The sequence below is a fragment of the Flavobacterium sp. genome (assembly GCF_046317795.1).
Taxonomy (GTDB): Bacteria; Bacteroidota; Bacteroidia; order Flavobacteriales; family Flavobacteriaceae; genus Flavobacterium.
Genome location: NZ_JBKCVI010000118.1, coordinates 1 through 20,227, shown reverse-complemented (window position 1 = coordinate 20,227; position 20,227 = coordinate 1). Strand labels below are relative to the sequence as shown.

Sequence of the window (20,227 nt, the reverse complement as noted above, 5' to 3'; positions counted from 1 at the left end):
GCTTATGGAAGTATCGGAATTGTTTTTTCGGAGCAAAGTAGCTATGGTAAATCGTTGCAATACCAAATTAAAGCATTGAAAATTTATGAAGAAACAAATAACCTTGAAAAATGTGCCCGTTTGTATAATAACATCGGTATTATATATAAAGCGCAGGGCTTAGATTTTAAAGCGTTAAGCTATTTTGTAAAGTGCTTAAAGATTCAAGAGAAAATAAAAGATGAAACCGTTGGTATTACCACAACCAATATCGGGAATGTTTATCTGAACCAAAAAAACTACGCCAAAGCATTGGAGTATTACACTAAAGCGCAGCAACTATTTGTTCAATATCCAAATTCACGGGGTTTAGGTGAATTGTATAACAATTTTGGGCTGTATTATAAGTTGACCAATAATCCTTCGGAGGCATTGAAAACCCTCGAAAAAGCCATTGTAGCGTTTACTTCTATTGATGATAAATTTGGAATTTCAGACACTTATTTCTACATCGGAGAAATTTATCTACAACAAAGCAAATTGGATAAATCCTTGATTGCAATCAATAAATCCCTGTCTTTAGCCAAAGAATTAGGAATACTGGAGCAAGTTCAAAATGCCGAAAAACGGTTGAGTGAAATTTATGAAAAAAAGAACAATGTTTCAGAGTCACTAAAACACTATAAATTGTATAGCATAGCCAAGGATAGTGTTACGAGTGCAGAAAATATAAGAAGCAGTGTTCGTGCCGAAATGAATTTTGAGTTTGACAAGAAAGAAGCGCTTCAGAAAGAAGAACAAGAAAAACGAGAATTGGTTTATAGCGAAACTTCCAAAAGACACCAACAGCAAATCGTTTTTATCATTTTATTCATCTTATTGGCATTTGGAATACTATTTCTGATTTATAACCGTCTGCAATTAAAGAAGACATTGACCCTGCAAAAAGAATTGGCAGAATACGAACAAAAAGCGCTGCACTTGCAAATGAATCCGCATTTTGTATTCAATTGTTTGGGTTCGATATCGAGTTTTATTGTCCAAAACGGAACCGATTCCGCGATTAAATACTTGTCGAAATTTTCTAAATTGATGCGATTGACATTAGAGTATTCTAAAGAAACAATGATTCCTATAGACAAAGAGATTGAAAGTTTGCAAAATTATTTAGAGCTGGAACAATTACGTTTCAACAATAAATTTGATTTTAATATTTCAAAAGGGAAAGACATTGAAGACGATATGGCATTGCCCCCTTTATTATTGCAACCATTTGTTGAGAACGCCATCATTCATGGGTTAATTCCAAAGAACGAAAAGGGAACTATTGCAATTAATTTCTCTACTGAAAAAGAAAATTTGATTTGCACCATTGAAGACAACGGAATTGGATTTGATAAATCGAAAGAAATTAAAGAAAGTCTGGTTTCGGTTCATAAATCGATGGCGTTGGACATAACAAGAAAACGTTTGGAAATGATGGAAGCATCAACGTCGCGCAAAGCCAATGTTGAAATAGTTGAGTTAAAAAATGAAAATGATAAAATTCTAGGAACCAAAGTAATATTGAATTTGCCAATACAATATATAAAGTAATCAGTGGTCAGTGTTTAGTAATCAGTTGTTGATTGCTAAATTAGACCGACTGAAAACTAACAACTGAATACTGAACACTAATTATGATAACAGCCCTATTAATAGACGACGACGACAATTTAAGAGCCGGAATGAAATCGCTTTTGAATCGGTATGCACCAGAAATAGCAATTTTGGGCGAAGCCGATAGCGTAAAAACGGGAACCGAATTACTATTGAAGACGGAACCTCAAGTGGTTTTTTTAGACATTCATTTGGGAGACGGTTCGGGTTTTGATTTGTTAGAAGAAGTGAATAAAAGAGGAAAACTGAATTCTCAAATCGTATTCATCACCGCTCATGAACAATACGCCATTAAAGCATTTCGATTTAGTGCTTTGGATTTTTTATTAAAACCGGTTGATCCAGATGAATTAGAAAAAGTCATAAGCAAGATAAAAAATGTATTGGTAAAAAGTGAAAGTGTGGCTCATATCGATTTGCTACTAGAAAACATCCGCAAGAAAGTAGATAACTTCAAACGCATTGCGCTATCAACTGCCGATGGAATTCATCTTTTTGAAATTAGCGATATCATCCGTTGCGAAAGCGAAGACAATTACACCAAGTTTTACATCAAAAATAACAAGCCGGTTTTAATTTCAAAAACCTTGAAAGAATATGAAGATTTGTTGACAGAGCATGGTTTTGAACGCATACATCAGTCGCATTTGATTAACCTGGCGTATCTCAAATCGTATATCAAAAAAGACGGCGGTTATGTGGTTATGGCGGATAATAGTAACCTGCCCATTTCGCAACGAAAAAAAGAACGGTTGCAGGAACTTATTGGGAAGCAATTAAACAGTTAGAAAAATAAAGTAAGAGAATGAAATTATAACAAACAAAAACACCAGTTGACTTAACAAAAACACCAGTGAAGTAAGTAAAAACACCAGTGAAGTAATTAAAAACGTAAACAAGCGATACAAATTCTAATTGAAAACTAGAGTTTACTCAATTGCTCAATTACAAACACAAAAACTGAACTATTTTAGATAAAGAAAACACACAAGTAAAAACAACTATTATGAAAAAGCTATTCTATATTTTAATACTAATTACAGGAATGACCAATGCACAAATTGTGAATATTCCTGATGCGAATTTTAAGGCGAAGTTGCTGGCTGCAGATGTTAGTAATGATACGGCATACGGAAACGGGGGTTATATTAAAATTGATGCTAATAATGACGGAGAAATTCAGGTTTTAGAAGCCCAATCAATTGATTCTTTGGACGTTCACTTTTCAGGAATATATGATTTAACTGGTGTTTCAAGTTTTAATAATTTAAAAGGATTGAACTGTAATAGTAATCAATTAACAGATTTAGATTTATCCAGTCTTACAAGTTTGAAAAAATTGTATTGTAGTTCTAATAGTATATCTAATTTGAATTTAACCGGTCTAACTAATTTAATATTTTTAGGATGTAGTTATAATCAATTGTCAACTTTAAATCTAGCTACAGTAAGTAGTTTGGAGTATTTAAGTTGTAATATTAATTCGTTGACTAGTTTGAATATAGCTGGACTGACAAACTTGCAAACGTTGAATTGTAATTATAATCAATTACCAAGCTTAAATTTCAGTGGATTGATTAATTTGAAAGATCTTTATTGTACTGACAACCTTTTGACTGATATAAATGTAAGCGGATTAATAAATCTGCAAACGTTACAATGTATTAATAATCAATTAACAAGTCTAGATTTAGCTGGATTGAATAATTTAACTACAATAGGAACTGGTAACAATCAATTAGTAAGTTTAAATGTAACGGGATTAACTAGTTTGATTGAATTAAATTGTTTCAACAATCTATTAACTACATTAAATGCAACAGGATTAACAAATTTGAAATATTTGTATTGTGATTCTAACCAATTATCTGATTTAGATGTAAGTGGTTCATTTGGCTTAATTACATTGAGTTGTAACAGTAATCAACTGAGTTCTCTTAATGTTAATGCTTTAACCCAGATGAACTATTTATCTTGCGGAGACAACCAGTTGACAAGTTTAGACTTAAGTACCTTAGATAATCTAGCTTATTTTTATTGTTCATCTAATTTACTAACAACTCTCGATTGTAATAATAATCATCAATTAAGTCAATTGCAATTTTCTGATAATCCCAACTTAACGACTGTTTTAGTCAAGAATGGTATTGAAGAGTTTAATATAGATAGTTTTTTAGATCTGAATTGTCCAAATTTAAATTTTGTATGTGCTGATGATTTTCAAACAACTTTTCTTACAGCAAATTTACCATCTTCAGTTTATGTAAACACTTACTGCACTTTTACACCAGGAGGAAACTACAACACCATAACAGGAACAGTAACTTTTGATGGCAATAATAATGGTTGTGATGCTGCGGATGATATTCAACCGAATGTTAGAGTCAATATTAATGAAGGAACCAATCAAGGTGCAACATTTACAAACAATTCAGGAAACTATACTTTTTATACACAATCTGGTAGTTTTGTTTTAACGCCAGCTATGGAAAACCCAACGTATTTCAATTTTTCGCCAACTACAGCCACTATTCCTTTTGCCAATAACAACAATAATACAACTACTCAAAACTTTTGTATTTCAGCCAACGGCGTTCATCCAGATTTAGAAATAGTTATTGCGCCAATATTTAGAGCAAGACCAGGTTTTGATGCCACTTATAAAATTGTCTATAAAAACAAAGGCAATCAAACCCTTTCCGGAAATGTTACTTTCAGTTATGATGATGCTATTTTAGATTTTGTTTCTGCAACGGTAGTACCCAATTCACAAAGTGTAGGAACTATGTCATGGAATTATACCAATTTGTTACCTTTTGAAAGTAGAAGTATTGAAATTGTTTTTAATGTAAATGCTCCTACAGAAACACCTGCTGTAAATATTGGAGACCAATTGGATTTTAATGCAACTATTACTCCAATTGCCAGTGACGAAATTCCTGCTGATAATGTTTTTTCGCTGAAACAAATTGTGGTGGGTTCTTACGATCCAAATGATATTACCTGTTTGGAAGGAGATATTGTTTCGCCAACGGAAATAGGGAATTATTTGCATTACAACATTCGTTTCGAAAATACTGGTACAGCAGCAGCAGAGTTTGTGGTGGTTAAAGTAGAAGTAAATCAAACCGATTTTGATATGAATTCACTTCAAATAATGAATTCTTCAGACCCAGTTGATGCAAGAATAAATCAAAATATTGTAGAGTTTATTTTTCAAAATATCCAATTAGAATCGGGTGGACATGGTAATATTTTATTGAAAATTAAATCAAAAAATAACTTGCTAGTAGGCGATGAGGTCAATAAGAAAGCCAATATCTATTTTGATTACAATTTTCCAATCCTAACAAATGATGCTGAAACTGTTTTCCAATCATTAAACAATCCTGATTTTCAAAATGATGCGTCAATTTCGGTCTATCCCAATCCGACTAATGGAATTGTAACGGTTAATTGTAACAATTCAATCAAGTCTATTCAGTTGTACGATGTGCAAGGACGATTGTTGCAGACTAATTTGGTCAACGAAAACGAAACATCGATTGATGTTTCCAATAAATACAAAGGAGTATATTTCCTTAAAATACTATCGGATAAAGGAATGAAAGTAGAAAAAATAGTTAGAGAATAGCGTTAATTAAATTTATTTGGAAAAACTCACGAAATGTTTCGTGAGTTTTTTATTTAAAACAGCTACTAGGAAAGTAATTTTATCAAATAATTAACGAAAACGTTGTTATAATTCTTTTTTATTTCATTCCCAATTCGTTAATTTTGTCGAATTAATAATTTTATTAAGATTTATTCCCTTACAAAACCATGTCAAAAACAGCTATATTAGAATTTGATGGCAAAAAATACGAGTTTCCAGTAATCGTAGGAAGCGAAAACGAAGCAGCTATTGATATTGAAAAACTTCGTGCTTTAACAGGTGCCATAACTTTAGATCCAGGATATAAGAACTCAGGCTCTTGTAAAAGTGATATTACTTTCCTAGATGGTGAGGAAGGTATTCTTCGTTACAGAGGGTATGCTATCGAAGATTTAGCCGAAAAAGCCGATTTTCTTGAAGTGGCTTTTTTAGTTATTTTTGGAGAATTACCCACTAAAGCAGCGTTAGCTCAGTTTGAAACTGATATTAGAAAATATACGTTAGTAAACGAAGAAATGAAAAACATCATTGATGGTTTTCCAAAAACAGCTCACCCCATGGGTGTTTTGTCTGCGCTTACCAGTGCATTAACTGCCTTTAATCCAAAAGTGGTTAATGTTGAAAATGAAAAAGAAATGTATGAAGCGGTTTGCAAAACCATGGGTAAATTCTTGGTCATTGCCACTTGGACCTACAGAAAAATGATGGGTTATCCGTTAAATTATTATGATAATACCCAAGGATATGTTGAAAATTTCATGCAGTTAATGTTTAAATTACCAACAGGACCTTATACCGCCAACAAAACAGTAGTTGATGCTTTAGATAAGCTATTCATACTTCATGCCGATCACGAACAAAACTGTTCCACTTCTACAGTTAGAATTGTTGGTTCGTCACATGCAGGCTTATTTGCTTCAATTTCGGCTGGAGTTTCCGCACTTTGGGGTCCATTACACGGTGGCGCTAATCAGGCGGTTTTAGAAATGCTGGAGGAAATTCAAAAAGATGGTGGTGACGCTGCTAAATATATGGCTAAAGCCAAAGACAAAGATGATCCATTCCGATTAATGGGATTTGGACATAGAGTATATAAAAACTTTGATCCTAGAGCCCGAATTATTAAAAAAGCAGCCGATGAGGTTTTAAGAACACTTGGTGTTGATGATCCGATTTTAAACATTGCCAAACAATTGGAGGAAGCGGCATTAGTTGATGAATATTTCGTTTCTAGAAAATTATATCCAAACGTAGATTTCTACTCTGGAATTATCTATCGCGCATTAGGAATTCCAACCGATATGTTTACCGTAATGTTCGCCATCGGTCGTTTGCCAGGATGGATTGCCCAGTGGAAAGAAATGCGCATCAACAAAGAACCAATTGGCAGACCAAGACAAGTTTATACGGGTCATCCACTTAGAGATTTTAAACCTATGGATAAAAGGTAATCCTAACAAATACTTATAAACAAAGCTTCTTATAATCGGGAAGCTTTTTTATATTTGACCCAAGCCAAAAGCCATTTTATGTTACACCTGAATGTAAAAAACGAAACCTCACGATTAAGAGCCGTAGTGCTGGGTTCAGCCCTAAATAATGGACCCACACCAACCGCCGAAGAAGCGTATGACCCCAAATCATTAGAACACATCCTAGCTGGGACATATCCCATTGAAACCGATATGGTTAAAGAAATGGAAGCTTTTAATCAAGTATTTCAAAAGTATGAGGTTCAAGTTTTTCGTCCAGAGATGATTGAAAACTACAACCAAATCTTCACACGCGACATCGGTTTTGTTATTGACGATATTTTTATCAAAGCCAATATACTGCCTGATAGAGAACGAGAATTAGATGCCATTCAATATGTAATTGACCAAATCAATCCAGCAAAAGTAGTGCGTCCACCTGAAGAAGTGCATATCGAAGGTGGCGATGTCATGTTGTGGAACGATTATATTTTCATTGGAACCTACAAAGGGTCTGATTATAAAGAGTATATCACAGCGCGAACCAATTGGCAAGGGGTGAATTATATCAAAGAAATGTTTCCTAATAAAAAAGTAAAAGAATTTGATTTGGTGAAATCCAAATTGGAAGCTCGAGATAATGCATTACATTTGGATTGTTGCTTTCAACCTGTGGGTGCAAACAAAGGAATAATTTATAAAAGTGGTTTCAGAGAAGAAGCGGATTATGTTTTTTTAGTCAATCTTTTTGGTTTAGAAAATTTATTTCATATTACTCGTGACGAAATGTATGATATGAATTCTAACGTGTTTTCTATAGATGAAAATGTAGTGGTTTCTGAAAAGAATTTCACCCGATTAAACAATTGGCTTCGCAATAATGGATTTATCGTAGAAGAAATACCCTATGCCGAAATTGCCAAACAAGAAGGACTGTTGCGCTGTTCCACTTTACCATTAATAAGAGACTAAAATAAAATGAAACAAACTACCAATTCCATATTGATGATTCGCCCAGTGGCTTTTCGCATGAACGAGCAAACGGCTGTAAATAATTATTACCAAAAAGTACTTGATGGACTTTCGCCAGAAACAGTAAATACCAAAGCACAACAAGAGTTTGATACTTTTGTAAATAAGTTGCGAAAAGTAGGGGTAAATGTTATTGTGATTGAAGACACTATAGAGCCCAATACTCCAGACAGCATTTTTCCAAACAATTGGATTTCTTTTCACGAAAATGGCGATGTAGTTTTGTATCCCATGTTTGCCGAAAACCGTCGTGCCGAAAGAAGAGAAGATATACTAGATATACTAGAAGATGAAGGTTTTGAAATCAACCAAATCATGGATTATACTTCAGCAGAAGAGGATGGTATCTTTCTTGAAGGTACAGGTAGTTTACTTTTAGACAGAGAAAACGGAAAAGCTTATTGTGCGCTTTCTCCCAGAGCCGATGAAGAATTGATGATAGAGTTTTGTGAAGACTTTGAATTTACTCCTGTACTATTTGAAGCATTTCAAACCGTAAACCTGCCTGACGGCAAGGCAGGTGGAGAACGAAAACTAATGTATCATACCAATGTGATGATGTGTCTTGGCGATACGTTTGCTGTGATTTGTGCCGATTGTATCGATGATAAAAAAGAACGCAAAATGGTACTGGATAGTTTGCGTGGCGATGATAAAGAAGTGATTTTAATTACAGAAGAGCAAGTCAACAACTTTGCTGGAAATATGCTTGAAGTGAAAGGGAAGAATGACAAAAGGTTTCTAGTGATGAGTGAATCGGCCTTTAAAAGTTTAACCAAAAAACAAATTACTCAACTCGAAGCACATGTCGAAATTATTCATTCAACTCTCAATACAATTGAAGCTTGTGGTGGTGGAAGTGCCCGTTGCATGATGGCTGAGATTTTTCTTCCGAAAAATTAAATTCCAAAAACTTAAAATTCCAAATTCCAAAACCAATTCCTTGGAATTTGGAATTTTTAAATTGAAATTTAAAACAAATTAGTTTTTCATTTTTATAAAATGATAACCTGCTTTTGTAGCACCCCAAACTTGTTTGCCATCTTTATCAAAACCTTGATCCCAAGATAAAATTTCATTTTTGGTAACCGTAACTTTTGAATTGGCAAAACTAGCACCACGCAATTCACTTGGACAAGTTTTATCACCAGTTGAACCTGTAAATTTATTTTTTGCAACTCTCTTTAAAACTACTTCACAACCTTGTTTTAGTTCCATATCGGCATCAGTAAGTTTATCATAAGCTTCGGGTATTGCCCATTTTCCAATCCAATCTTTTTCGTTTTTTAAGGTGTAAATTTCACTTATAAATTCAGTGTCATTTCTTTGAGAAACTTTATAAACTCTTACTCTATAGGGCTTGTCTTGTTTGTCAAAAATCGCTTGTTCTACAAAAAGATAATTTCCTTTTTCTTTCCAAATGGGTGTCATACGCAAAGAAATATTATAATAATCCTTATCTTCTAATGATTGTTTTTCTGAGGAATAATGACCTTGCATGATAGAAACCAGTTCGTTCAAGGCAGCACTATTTTTCGATGTTGCATTTTGAGCTGATTTGCATCCCATAAATAAAGATATTCCAGCTAAAAGTAAAAGTATTTTTTTCATGACGGTATATAATAAATTTAAATTCCAAAAACTTTAAATTCCAAATTCCAAAACCAATTCCTTAGAATTTGGAATTTTTAAATTGGAATTTGATACAACTTATATTCCTCTAACAATGGCCAATACAGAACTAATAATATATTGTATGCCAATAGCAATAGTTAAAAATCCAATAATTCTCGAAATGGCAACAATACCAGAAGCGCCAAGAATTTTTGCTAAATAGTGAGCGCTTCTCAAAATTAGAAAAATTAGTATGCTGACAAAAAATATAGCTAACGAAGAAATTAAAATTTCATTAGCGGTGTTGTGTTCTTGATAAAAAGCAATTAATAGCGATATCGAACCAGGACCAGCAAGCATAGGCATAGCAAGTGGTGTAAGCGCAATAGAATTTCTCAAATGAATATCTTCTTCTACTTTTTTATCAATACCACGATTTTTATTAAATTTTCCATTAAGCAAAGAAAATCCCGAACTGGCAATGATAATTCCGCCGGCAATTCGAAGAGCAGTTATAGTAATTCCAAAAAAAGTTAAAACATATTGTCCAATAAAAAAGGAAATAATTAAAATGATAAAGACGTTTAGAGCGGTTATCATTGAGACTTTTGAGCGTTCGCTTTTGGTGTAATCTTGAGTTAAACCCACAAAAATAGGCACTGTTCCTATTGGATTTAAAACAGAAAAAAGTGCGGCAAGTAGAAAAATAAAAAGTTCCATAGTTTTTTTGGCAAAGGTAAATTTTGAAACTAACTTAAAATATTAAATTGTAGTTAAATAATCCGATTGAAATATAAAGATACCATTATCTTTGAAAAATAGAAATACAACACATGAAAAATAAAAAAACAGTAGTACTTGGGGCTACCACAAAACCGGATCGATATGCTTTCAAAGCCATTACAATGTTAGTAGATAAAGGACATTCTACACTTGCTATTGGCCAGAATACTGGCGAAGTGGCAGGAGTTACCATTAGAACTAAAAACATTCCGTTGAAAAATATTGACACAGTGACTTTGTATTTAAATCCGGCACGTCAACGAGATTATTATAATTACATCATTGAAACAAAACCAAAGCGTGTTATTTTCAATCCTGGAACCGAAAATCCCGAATTTTATCAGTTGCTTCAAGGCAACGGAATTAAAGTGGAAGTAGCTTGTACGTTAGTTTTGTTAGCTACCAATCAATACTAATCAGTGTTAATAACGAGTGTTTTCTGTTGCTGGTTTACTGATGCATAACAAGCCAACAAAAGTTATTAAACCATTGACAATGATTAATTCATTATCTAAAATATAATCACCAAAAAGTGTCGCAGCATATTTGCTAATAAAGAAACATATTGCGGGTGATATCAAGCAAATAAGCGGCACCAGCTTGTCATGAACCGTTTTTGATTTCATGAATAAACCAAAAGCATACAATCCTAAAAGCGGGCCATAAGTATAGGATGCAATCTTAAAAATCATTTTTACCACAGAAGCATCATTAACTGCATTGAAAATTATTATTACTAAAAACATGAGAAACGAAAACCCAAGGTGAACAAAGTGACGAGTTCTTACCAATTTATTTTTAAGTAATGTTTTGTTTTCATTGGAATTTGGAATTTCTCCCGAAGCTTCGGGATTGGAATTTTCTTGTTGTTTATCCATGCCCAGAAAATCAACGCAAAAAGATGTGGTCAATGCGGTCAAAGCGGAGTCGGTTGTAGCAAAAGTTGCAGCAGTCAATCCTAACAAAAAAACCACTGCAGGAACAATTCCTAGAGATTTTAAAGCTATTTCGGGAAACAAAAAATCGGTTCGAGCGACACCATCAACCATTGGTACTTGAATACCATTTTTTTCGGCAAACATATACAGTAGCGCACCCACACTCAAAAAGAAAATATTAATTACAACAAATATTCCAGTAAAGGTGAACATGTTTTTTTGGGCTTCGCCAATATTCTTACAGCTTAAGTTTTTTTGCATTAAATCTTGGTCAAGTCCAACCATGGCAATGGTAACAAAAATTCCACCTAGAATTTGTTTCCAAAAATAATTCCCTTTTAAATAATCCTCGAAGAAGAAAATTTTAGAATAATTGCTTTCTTTCACGGCTTCAAAAGCTTGGAAAAAAGAAAAATCTAGACTTTGGCAAATGAAAATTATGGTCAAAAAAACAGAGGAAACTAAGAAGAATGTTTGCAAACTATCGGTAATAATAATCGTTTTTAACCCACCTCGATAGGTGTAGGCAAAAATCAAACCCAAGGAAATTAAAACCGTAAGCGCAAATGGAACATGAAAAGAATCAAACACATAACGTTGCAGAACAATTACAACCAAGTACAATCTGAAAGCCGAGCCAATGGTTCTACTGATTAAGAAAATTGTGGCTGCCGTTTTATAACTCACGACTCCCAATCGCTGTTCAATATAACTATAAATCGAAGTCAAATTCATTCGATAATAGAGCGGAAGTAACACCTTAGCAATAATTAAAAAACCAATGGCATTTCCCAATACAAATTGGAAATATTTAAACTGCAAATCGGGATTGCCAACCTCGCCCGGTACTGATATAAAAGTTACACCCGATAGCGCAGTTCCAATCATTCCAAAGGCAACCAAATACCATTTTGAGTTTTTATTGGCTTTAAAAAACGTATCATTATCCGAGCTTTTTTTACTTACAATATTTGAAATCAAAATCAGTAAACCAAAATAAATAATGATAATGATAAGAATGGTAGTTGGTGTCATAAAGGTTTGTTTAAAGAAAGCCAAAATACAAAAAAAGTTAGAAGTTAGAAGATGGAAGTCAGAAGATAATTTACTTCCAACTTCCTAGTTATAACTTACCGCTTTTTATTACTTTTGCCGCATGGAATTTTCATCAAAGCTACTTGAAAAAGCGGTAAACGAGATGGCACAATTGCCAGGAATTGGAAAGCGAACGGCTTTGCGATTGGTGTTGCATTTGTTAAAACAGCCATCAGAACAAACACAATTTTTATCAAATGCTTTGACAACTATGAGAGAAGAGATAAAATTTTGTGTCAGTTGTCATAATATTTCCGACGTTGAAGTTTGTGAAATTTGTAATAATACTAAGAGAAATCATAAAATTATTTGTATTGTTGAAGATATTCGTGATGTAATGGCTATCGAAAACTCCAATCAGTTCAAAGGAATTTATCATGTTTTAGGTGGTAAAATTTCACCCATTGATGGAGTGGGACCAAGTCAATTGAACATTAATTCATTAGTAGAAAAAGTAAAATTAGGAGAAACTGAAGAATTAATTTTTGCTTTAAGTTCAACCATGGAAGGCGATACAACCAATTTTTATATTTTCAAACAGATTAAAGATTTTGATGTCAAGACATCTACAATTGCCCGAGGCATAGCTGTGGGCGATGAATTAGAATATGCTGATGAAGTGACTTTGGGTAGAAGTATTTTAAATAGAGTTCCATTTGAGAATTCAATAAAAAACTTATAATCAAATTATAGTAAACTACATTTTTGTATTTAGATTTGAAAAATCTATCTTTGTTTGCTAATTTTTTTAAAACAATAATGAAGAATTCCAAAATACATTTTATTTTCTTATTTAGTATTCTATTTGCTTCCTGTGTTCCTACCAAAGATTTAATTTATCTTCAAGATAAGGGTAATCCAAAAAATGAAGTGGTAACTTCATTAAATCAAAAGCCTTATCGTCTTCAAACAAACGATATATTAAGTATTTCCATTAAAGCAATTGACCCAAAATTAGTTGAAATTTTTAACGCTTCTACAATTCAAAATTCTGTAAATATTTCAGCTGAAAGTAATTACTTTAATGGATATTCTGTTGACGATCATGGTAATATTAGATTACCTATACTTGGTGAAGTTAATGTTTTGGGATATACAACCGAAGAAGTTAGGATTACAATTGAAAAAATGCTTAATGAGAAATATTTTAAAACAGAAGCAGGAATATTTGTTGTTGTTAAGTTAGCGGGATTCAGATATACCATAAATGGCGAAGTAAGATCTACAGGCACAAAAATTATCTACCAAGATAAGCTTAATATCATGGAAGCCATAGCAAATTCAGGTGATATTTCAGTAGAAGGTGACAGAAAAGACGTAAAAGTAATTAGAACCTATCCTCAAGGAAGTGAAACATTTAGTATAGATTTGACCGACAAGAATGCCGTTAACTCCGAAGCATTTTATTTACAGCCAAATGATTATATTTATGTAAAACCATTAAAACAAAAATCTTGGGGAACTGGTACAACAGGTATACAATCCTTGACTACTATAGTTACCGTTTTATCATTATTTACAACTACTTTATTGTTAATTCGACTATAACTTCATTTCATGATAGATACAAAAGATTTTACTTTTTTTGATAAACAAAACAATTTTGATTTTAAAGGATTTTTAATCAAAACATTAAGCTATTGGAAATGGTTTGTTATTGGGCTTATTATTGCTTTTTCAATAGCCCAACAAGTAAATGTTAGAAAGCAGAAGATTTATGGCATTGAGACCACCATCGCTGTGCAAGAAGAAAATAATCCATTGTTTACAGCCAACACAAGTTTAGTTTTTAATTGGGGAGGAACTTCAGACAAAGTTCAAATGATTTCAACAACTCTAAAATCAAGATCACATAACGAATTAGTAGTTGATAAATTACAATTTTATACAGACTACCTAAAGCAAACTAAATATTTTCTCCAAGATGTTTATGGACAAGTTCCGTTTAAAATCAAAATAGATAAAACTCAAAACCAACTTTATGAACAGTTTATAAAAGTTAAAATGCTTTCTAAAGATACTTATAAAATCACCATACCTTTTCAGAATAATAGCGCAAAAGTTATACGATATGCTGATAATAAGGAATCAACAATTTCAACTCCTGATAAAGAGTTTTCTAGAGTATGTAAAGTAGGACAAAATATAAATCTACCTTTTCTACACTGGAAATTAGATGTAGTTAATTTTGAGAATGATACTTTTGGAGATGAAATTCTAATACGTTTTAATCCTTTTGATAAAACAGTTTTGACATACAAATCCTTGAAAGTAGGTATTGATGAAAAAGCAGGATCGATACTTAAGTTGGCCATGGAAGGAACAAATAAAGAGAGAATGGTTGATTATCTAAACCAAACTGTTCTGGTCTTAATCCAGAGAAATAAAGAAGAAAAAAATAAATTCGCCGAAAACACAATCAATTTCATTGACGTAACGTTGCATGACATGGAAGAAAAGTTAAAAAATTCTGGCAACGATTTAAAAGAGTTTGGTAAGAATAATAATGTTATTGATATAGAAGAAGGAGGAATTACATTCAAAAATCAGTTGTTAGATTACGATAAGGAGAAAGATGTTGTGGAACGAAAAATTGCCTATCTCAATACATTAAAAACATATTTAAAAAATAGTGTTGATTTTTCTAAACTACCAGCACCAACAATTGTAGGTATTGAAGAAGAGAATATTAATACTAATGTAGCCAAATTAATAACACTATCAATTCAAAGGTCACAGTTAGTTTATTCTGTAAAAGGAGAGCTAATGTATGAAAGAATAGATAATGAAATTCAATCCGTTAAAAAAGTATTACTCGAGAATGCCAATTCTTATAAAAATGCATTAGATTATGATTTAAATTTAGCCAATCAAAAAATTCAAAAGCTTGAAAATGAAATTAGTAAGCTTCCTGAAAATAAACAAGAATGGTTAAATTTATCAAGAAAATATAATTTAAGTGATAATATATACAATACATTTCTTCAAAAAAGAAGCGAGGCATCTATAGTACAAGCAGCCAATTTGTCTGATATAAAGTTTATTGATCCTGCAAAAGATGTAGGAGGAGGATTGTTAGGACCAAAGACTGGAGTAAATTATGTTTTAGCATTCTTTATGGGATTAATAGTGCCATTGGTGATTGTTTTCTTTATTTTTTTTATTAGTAATTCAATTCAAAATATTGAAGATATTATCAGTCTAACCCAGTTACCACTTATAGGTATTGTGGGAGTTAAACATTCTGAAACAAATCTTTCAGTATTTGAAAGACCAAAATCAGCACTTTCTGAGTCCTTTAGAGCCATACGCTCTTCTTTACAATTTTTATACAAAAAGCAAAATATTGAGGGAACAAAAACATTAATGCTGACTTCATCTGTCAGTGGAGAAGGAAAAACATTTTGCTCACTTAATATTGCTACAGTGTTTGCATTAAGTGAAAAGAAAACTATCATAGTAGGTTTGGACTTAAGAAAGCCAAGGATATTTGACGATTTTAATATTCAGAACGATTTAGGTGCGGTGAATTATTTGATTGGTCAAAATAAATTAAATGAAGTCATTCAACATACCCACATACCTTATCTTGATGTAATTACTTCCGGTCCAATCCCACCTAACCCATCAGAATTGATTCTAGGTGACTCTATGAGAGAAATGATAGAGGAATTAAAACAAAAATATGATTATATTATTCTTGATACTCCTCCAGTTGGATTGGTTTCGGATGCATTGGAATTGGTTCAATTTTGTGATGTTACTCTATACATTGTTCGTCAAAATTTCACCAAGAAAGAAATGTTGACACTATTGAATAACAGACATAAGAGAGGCGAACTTAACAATATTAGCATCATTTTTAATGGTTATGAAAATAAAGCAAAATATGGAGTGGGTTATGGCTATGGCTATGGCTATGGATACAGCTATGGCTATGGTTATGGTAGTGGTTATCATGAAGATGAAGAACCTACTGGCTTTTTTGCAAAATGGCACTATAGATTATTAAAATTATTCAAAACATGATCCAAAATAAAACTGCGGTCTTAATTACTGGTGGTGCTGGATTTATTGGATCCAATCTGTGTGAATATTTCTTGTCAAAGGATTATTTTGTAGTTTGTTTAGACAATTTTGCTACAGGACATAGACATAATATTGAACCTTTTTTTGAGAATGCAAACTTCAAATTAATAGAAGGTGATATTAGAAATCTTGAAACTTGTCAAGAAGCTACTCTTAACATAGATTATGTTTTGCACCAAGCAGCTCTGGGTTCCGTGCCGCGTTCCATTAATGACCCGTTAACAACTAACGATGTTAATATTTCTGGTTTTTTGAACATGCTTGTTGCCTCTAGAGACGCTGGTATTAAAAGGTTTGTTTATGCTGCAAGTTCATCTACTTATGGGGATTCAGAACGCTTGCCTAAAGTAGAGGAAACTATCGGTAAACCTCTTTCGCCCTATGCTATCACAAAATATGTCAATGAGTTATATGCTGATATTTTTAGTAAAACTTATGGTTTGGAAACCATTGGGTTACGCTATTTTAATGTTTTTGGGAGACGTCAAGATCCTAATGGGGCTTATGCGGCAGTCATACCAAAATTTGTTATGCACTTGATGCGCCATGAAAGTCCAGTTATTAATGGTGATGGTAATTATTCTAGAGATTTTACTTATATTGATAATGTGATTCAAATGAATGAATTGGCCATGTTGACGGACAATTTGGATGCGATAAACACAGTTTACAATACCGCTTATGGCGATAGGACTACGTTGAATGATATGTTTCATTATTTGAAATTATTTTTATCAAACTATGATAAAAAAATTGCCGATGTACAAGTAATTCATGGGCCAAATAGAGCGGGTGACATCCCTCATTCCTTGGCGAGTATTGAAAAAGCAAAAAAATTATTACACTATAATCCCAACTATTCTTTTCAAGAAGGTTTGAAAGAAGCAATAAAATGGTATTGGGAAAACCTAAAATAAGAATATATAATATCCATTAGAATGAAAATAAATACTATATGTTGCATCGGTGCAGGATATGTTGGAGGGCCAACAATGGCAGTTATAGCTCAAAAATGTGCCCATATAAAAGTGACTGTTGTTGATTTAAATGAAGCCAGAATTGCTGCTTGGAATGATAAAGATGTTAATAATATTCCGATTTATGAGCCAGGATTAAACGAAATTGTTGCCAACACCAGAGGAAAAAATTTATTTTTCTCAACCGATGTTGATAAGGCAATCGATGAAGCCGATTTGATCTTCATCTCAGTCAATACCCCAACCAAAACCTATGGGACAGGTAAGGGAATGGCTGCCGATTTAAAACACATTGAATTGTGTGCTCGTCAAATTGCCAAAGTAGCGAAGACCGATAAAATAATCGTAGAGAAGTCCACATTGCCTGTTAGAACAGCTGAAGCTTTGAAGAGTATTTTGGATAACACTGGTAATGGAGTTCAATTTCAAATACTGTCTAATCCAGAGTTTCTTGCCGAAGGTACAGCTGTAACAGATTTGTTAAGTCCAGACCGCGTTTTAATTGGAGGCGACTCTACTCCAGCTGGGCAAAATGCTATTGAAGCTTTGATAGCTGTTTATGCGAATTGGGTTCCAAGAGAACGTATTTTGAAAACCAATGTTTGGTCGTCAGAATTGTCAAAATTGGTGGCAAATGCCTTTTTGGCGCAACGTGTTTCTTCTATCAATTCTATTTCAGAATTGTGTGAAAAAACAGAAGCTAATGTGAATGAAGTGGCGAAAGCAATAGGAATGGATAGTCGAATTGGGTCTAAGTTTTTAAAGGCCTCTGTTGGGTTTGGTGGTTCCTGTTTCCAGAAGGATATTTTGAATTTGGTTTATATTTCAAAAGCATTTGGATTGAATAAAGTCGCGGATTATTGGGAACAAGTGATTATTATGAATGACCATCAAAAAAGACGTTTTTCTAAAAATATTGTGCAAACACTTTACAACACCGTTTCGGGTAAAAAAATCACTTTTTTAGGTTGGGCTTTTAAGAAGGATACTAATGATACCAGAGAATCAGCGGCGATTTATGTGGCAGATGATTTGATTAATGAGCAGGCCAATATTGCCTTATTTGATCCCAAAGTAGCACAAAAACAAGTATTATCAGATTTGAATTATTTAGCAACAAGGGAAGCAACCGATAACGAAAAACATATTAAAAGTTATAGCAATCCTTACGAAGCTTGTGAAAATGCTCATGCTATTGCGGTACTTACAGAATGGGATGAGTTTAAAACATATGATTGGGAGAAGATTTATGAGAGTATGTTAAAGCCCGCTTTTGTTTTTGATGGTAGGAATTTATTGGATGGAGAAAAGTTGAAATCAATAGGGTTTGTTTATCAGTCGATTGGGAGTTAGTTAGAGAGTGTTCAGTATTAAGCTTTTAGTGCTCAGATTTCATGGGTTGGAAGTTTGAAATTGTTTAATTGTTAAAAATAGTTTAAGGGTTTAAAAATACCACAAATACAGTATGATGAATATAAAAATAGCCATTATTGGATTAGGATATGTTGGATTACCACTAGCGAGATTATTTGCTACCAAATACCCAGTTGTCGGTTTTGATATCAATCAAAATAGGATTAATGAACTGAATTCAGGTTTGGACTCTACTTTGGAGATTGATGAAGCTACATTGAAAAACGTGCTTTTGACTTCTACGGGTTCTTCCAATGGGCTTTATTGCAGTTGCAATATTGCGGATATTTCGGATTGTAATTACTATATTGTTACGGTTCCAACGCCTGTTGATAAAAATAACCGTCCAGATTTGACACCGCTTTACAAATCGAGCGAAACAGTAGGAAAGGTGCTGAAAAAAGGAGATATTGTTATTTATGAATCGACAGTGTATCCTGGTGTGACGGAAGAAGAATGTATTCCGGTTTTGGAACGCGTGAGTGGATTAAAATTCAATGTTGATTTTTTTGCAGGGTATTCACCAGAGCGAATTAATCCAGGAGACAAAGAACATACGGTTGAAAAAATACTGAAAGTCACATCGGGTTCTACCCCTGAAATTGGTCAGAAAGTTAATAACTTATATCAATCGGTGATTACAGCTGGAACTCATTTGGCTCCATCTATAAAAGTGGCGGAAGCTGCTAAGGTTATCGAAAATTCACAACGTGATATTAATATCGCTTTCGTCAATGAGTTAGCTAAAATATTTAATTTATTAGAAATAGATACGCATGCTGTATTGGAAGCCGCGGGTACTAAATGGAATTTTTTACCATTTAAACCCGGATTGGTTGGTGGACACTGTATTGGTGTTGATCCTTATTATTTGGCCCAGAAAGCACAAGAAAAAGGGTACCATCCTGAGATTATTTTGGCCGGAAGACGATTGAATGATAGTATGGGTGAGTATGTCGCATCACAAGTAGTGAAACTAATGATAAAAAAAGGTGTCGTTATTAATGGGGCAAATTTATTGATGTTGGGGATCACTTTTAAAGAGAATTGTCCTGATGTTCGAAATACCAAAATTGTGGATGTGGTTCATGCACTAGAAGATTATGGGATAAAAGTTTCCATATTTGATCCATGGGCCAAACCATCTGAAGTGGAGCATGAATACCAATTGGAAACGACCAATGAACTGCCTAGAGAGACTTTTGATGCTATTGTATTGGGTGTGGCTCATACTGCATTTACTACTATTGATTTATCAAAATTAAAAAAGGAAAAAGGCGTTTTGTTTGATGTTAAAGGCGTTTTGAATGAAAAGGCGGATGGGAGGTTGTAGCGTTATGGCTATCCAATTCAGTTACAAAATGTCAGTCTGAGCTTGTCGAAGACCTTTTTAAATGCACTTCGACAAGCTCAGTGTGAAACACTATATTTAATTGCGTTTAAAAAAATAATTTCACCAAATAGATTAGATTTATATAAAATGAAAAAGATTTTAATAACGGGTGGTGCGGGATTTATAGG

At 33.2% G+C, this 20,227-nt stretch carries 16 protein-coding genes; 13 read left to right on the top strand and 3 right to left on the bottom strand.

The genetic code is table 11. From position 1 onward, the window contains the following. The 6 genes from ACK5ON_RS06985 to ctlX form a co-directional block, all read left to right on the top strand. The coding region (locus ACK5ON_RS06985) for a tetratricopeptide repeat protein (protein WP_409821154.1) at positions 1 to 1,575 on the top strand (1,575 nt) is incomplete at its 5' end. Between the two features lie 83 nt (positions 1,576 to 1,658). Then, entirely contained in the window at positions 1,659 to 2,426 is a 768-nt protein-coding gene (locus ACK5ON_RS06980) for a LytR/AlgR family response regulator transcription factor (protein ID WP_396176763.1), read from the top strand. Between the two features lie 218 nt (positions 2,427 to 2,644). Then, positions 2,645 to 5,272: a T9SS type A sorting domain-containing protein gene (locus tag ACK5ON_RS06975; RefSeq protein WP_409821150.1), complete on the top strand. Its 2,628-nt coding sequence runs from the start codon at positions 2,645 to 2,647 to the stop codon at positions 5,270 to 5,272. A gap of 188 nt (positions 5,273 to 5,460) precedes the next feature. Continuing rightward, complete coding sequence (locus tag ACK5ON_RS06970) at positions 5,461 to 6,744, top strand: citrate synthase (protein ID WP_409821148.1); 1,284 nt, start codon at positions 5,461 to 5,463, stop codon at positions 6,742 to 6,744. A 78-nt stretch (positions 6,745 to 6,822) separates the two neighbouring features. Further along, positions 6,823 to 7,737 carry a dimethylarginine dimethylaminohydrolase family protein gene (locus tag ACK5ON_RS06965; RefSeq protein ID WP_409821146.1) on the top strand — a complete coding sequence of 305 codons (915 nt, stop codon included), beginning with the start codon at positions 6,823 to 6,825 and terminating at the stop codon, positions 7,735 to 7,737. Between the two features lie 6 nt (positions 7,738 to 7,743). Next, positions 7,744 to 8,700 carry a citrulline utilization hydrolase CtlX gene (gene ctlX, locus ACK5ON_RS06960; protein WP_409821144.1) on the top strand — a complete coding sequence of 319 codons (957 nt, stop codon included), beginning with the start codon at positions 7,744 to 7,746 and terminating at the stop codon, positions 8,698 to 8,700. Positions 8,701 to 8,778: 78 nt separating this feature from the next. Here the strand turns inward: ctlX and ACK5ON_RS06955 are convergent, their stop codons facing one another. Together ACK5ON_RS06955 and ACK5ON_RS06950 are read right to left on the bottom strand one after the other, a co-directional pair. Continuing rightward, positions 8,779 to 9,408: a chromophore lyase CpcT/CpeT gene (locus ACK5ON_RS06955; protein ID WP_409821142.1), complete on the bottom strand. Its 630-nt coding sequence runs from the start codon at positions 9,406 to 9,408 to the stop codon at positions 8,779 to 8,781. Positions 9,409 to 9,507: 99 nt separating this feature from the next. After that, positions 9,508 to 10,131, bottom strand: coding sequence for a MarC family NAAT transporter (locus tag ACK5ON_RS06950; RefSeq protein ID WP_409821140.1), 624 nt, complete (start codon positions 10,129 to 10,131; stop codon positions 9,508 to 9,510). Positions 10,132 to 10,244: 113 nt separating this feature from the next. Here ACK5ON_RS06950 and ACK5ON_RS06945 point away from each other — a divergent pair, with 113 nt between their 5' ends. Then, positions 10,245 to 10,610 carry a CoA-binding protein gene (locus ACK5ON_RS06945; protein WP_409821138.1) on the top strand — a complete coding sequence of 122 codons (366 nt, stop codon included), beginning with the start codon at positions 10,245 to 10,247 and terminating at the stop codon, positions 10,608 to 10,610. 6 nt (positions 10,611 to 10,616) lie between these two features. Here ACK5ON_RS06945 and ACK5ON_RS06940 read toward each other — a convergent pair whose 3' ends face one another. Continuing rightward, on the bottom strand, positions 10,617 to 12,167 hold the full coding sequence (locus tag ACK5ON_RS06940) for a sodium:solute symporter (protein WP_409821136.1): 1,551 nt from the start codon (positions 12,165 to 12,167) through the stop codon (positions 10,617 to 10,619). 121 nt (positions 12,168 to 12,288) lie between these two features. Here ACK5ON_RS06940 and recR point away from each other — a divergent pair, with 121 nt between their 5' ends. The 6 genes from recR (at position 12,289) to ACK5ON_RS06910 (ending at position 20,039) form a co-directional block, all read left to right on the top strand. Then, positions 12,289 to 12,909 (top strand): recombination mediator RecR, encoded by a 621-nt coding sequence (recR, locus tag ACK5ON_RS06935; RefSeq protein ID WP_409821134.1) that lies wholly within the window; start codon positions 12,289 to 12,291, stop codon positions 12,907 to 12,909. Positions 12,910 to 12,986: 77 nt separating this feature from the next. Beyond that, positions 12,987 to 13,775 (top strand): polysaccharide biosynthesis/export family protein, encoded by a 789-nt coding sequence (locus ACK5ON_RS06930; protein WP_409821132.1) that lies wholly within the window; start codon positions 12,987 to 12,989, stop codon positions 13,773 to 13,775. Positions 13,776 to 13,784: 9 nt separating this feature from the next. Beyond that, entirely contained in the window at positions 13,785 to 16,256 is a 2,472-nt protein-coding gene (locus ACK5ON_RS06925) for a polysaccharide biosynthesis tyrosine autokinase (protein WP_409821130.1), read from the top strand. Further along, entirely contained in the window at positions 16,253 to 17,233 is a 981-nt protein-coding gene (locus ACK5ON_RS06920) for an SDR family oxidoreductase (RefSeq protein WP_409821127.1), read from the top strand. Before ACK5ON_RS06925 ends, ACK5ON_RS06920 begins: the two co-directional genes overlap by 4 nt. A gap of 21 nt (positions 17,234 to 17,254) precedes the next feature. Continuing rightward, a complete protein-coding gene (locus tag ACK5ON_RS06915; RefSeq protein ID WP_409821125.1) occupies positions 17,255 to 18,646 on the top strand; it encodes a nucleotide sugar dehydrogenase in 1,392 nt (463 codons plus the stop codon). Positions 18,647 to 18,758: 112 nt separating this feature from the next. Beyond that, the gene (locus ACK5ON_RS06910; RefSeq protein WP_409821122.1) at positions 18,759 to 20,039 is read left to right on the top strand and encodes a nucleotide sugar dehydrogenase; all 1,281 of its coding nucleotides are present in this window, start codon (positions 18,759 to 18,761) and stop codon (positions 20,037 to 20,039) included. Positions 20,040 to 20,227 lie beyond the last annotated feature (188 nt).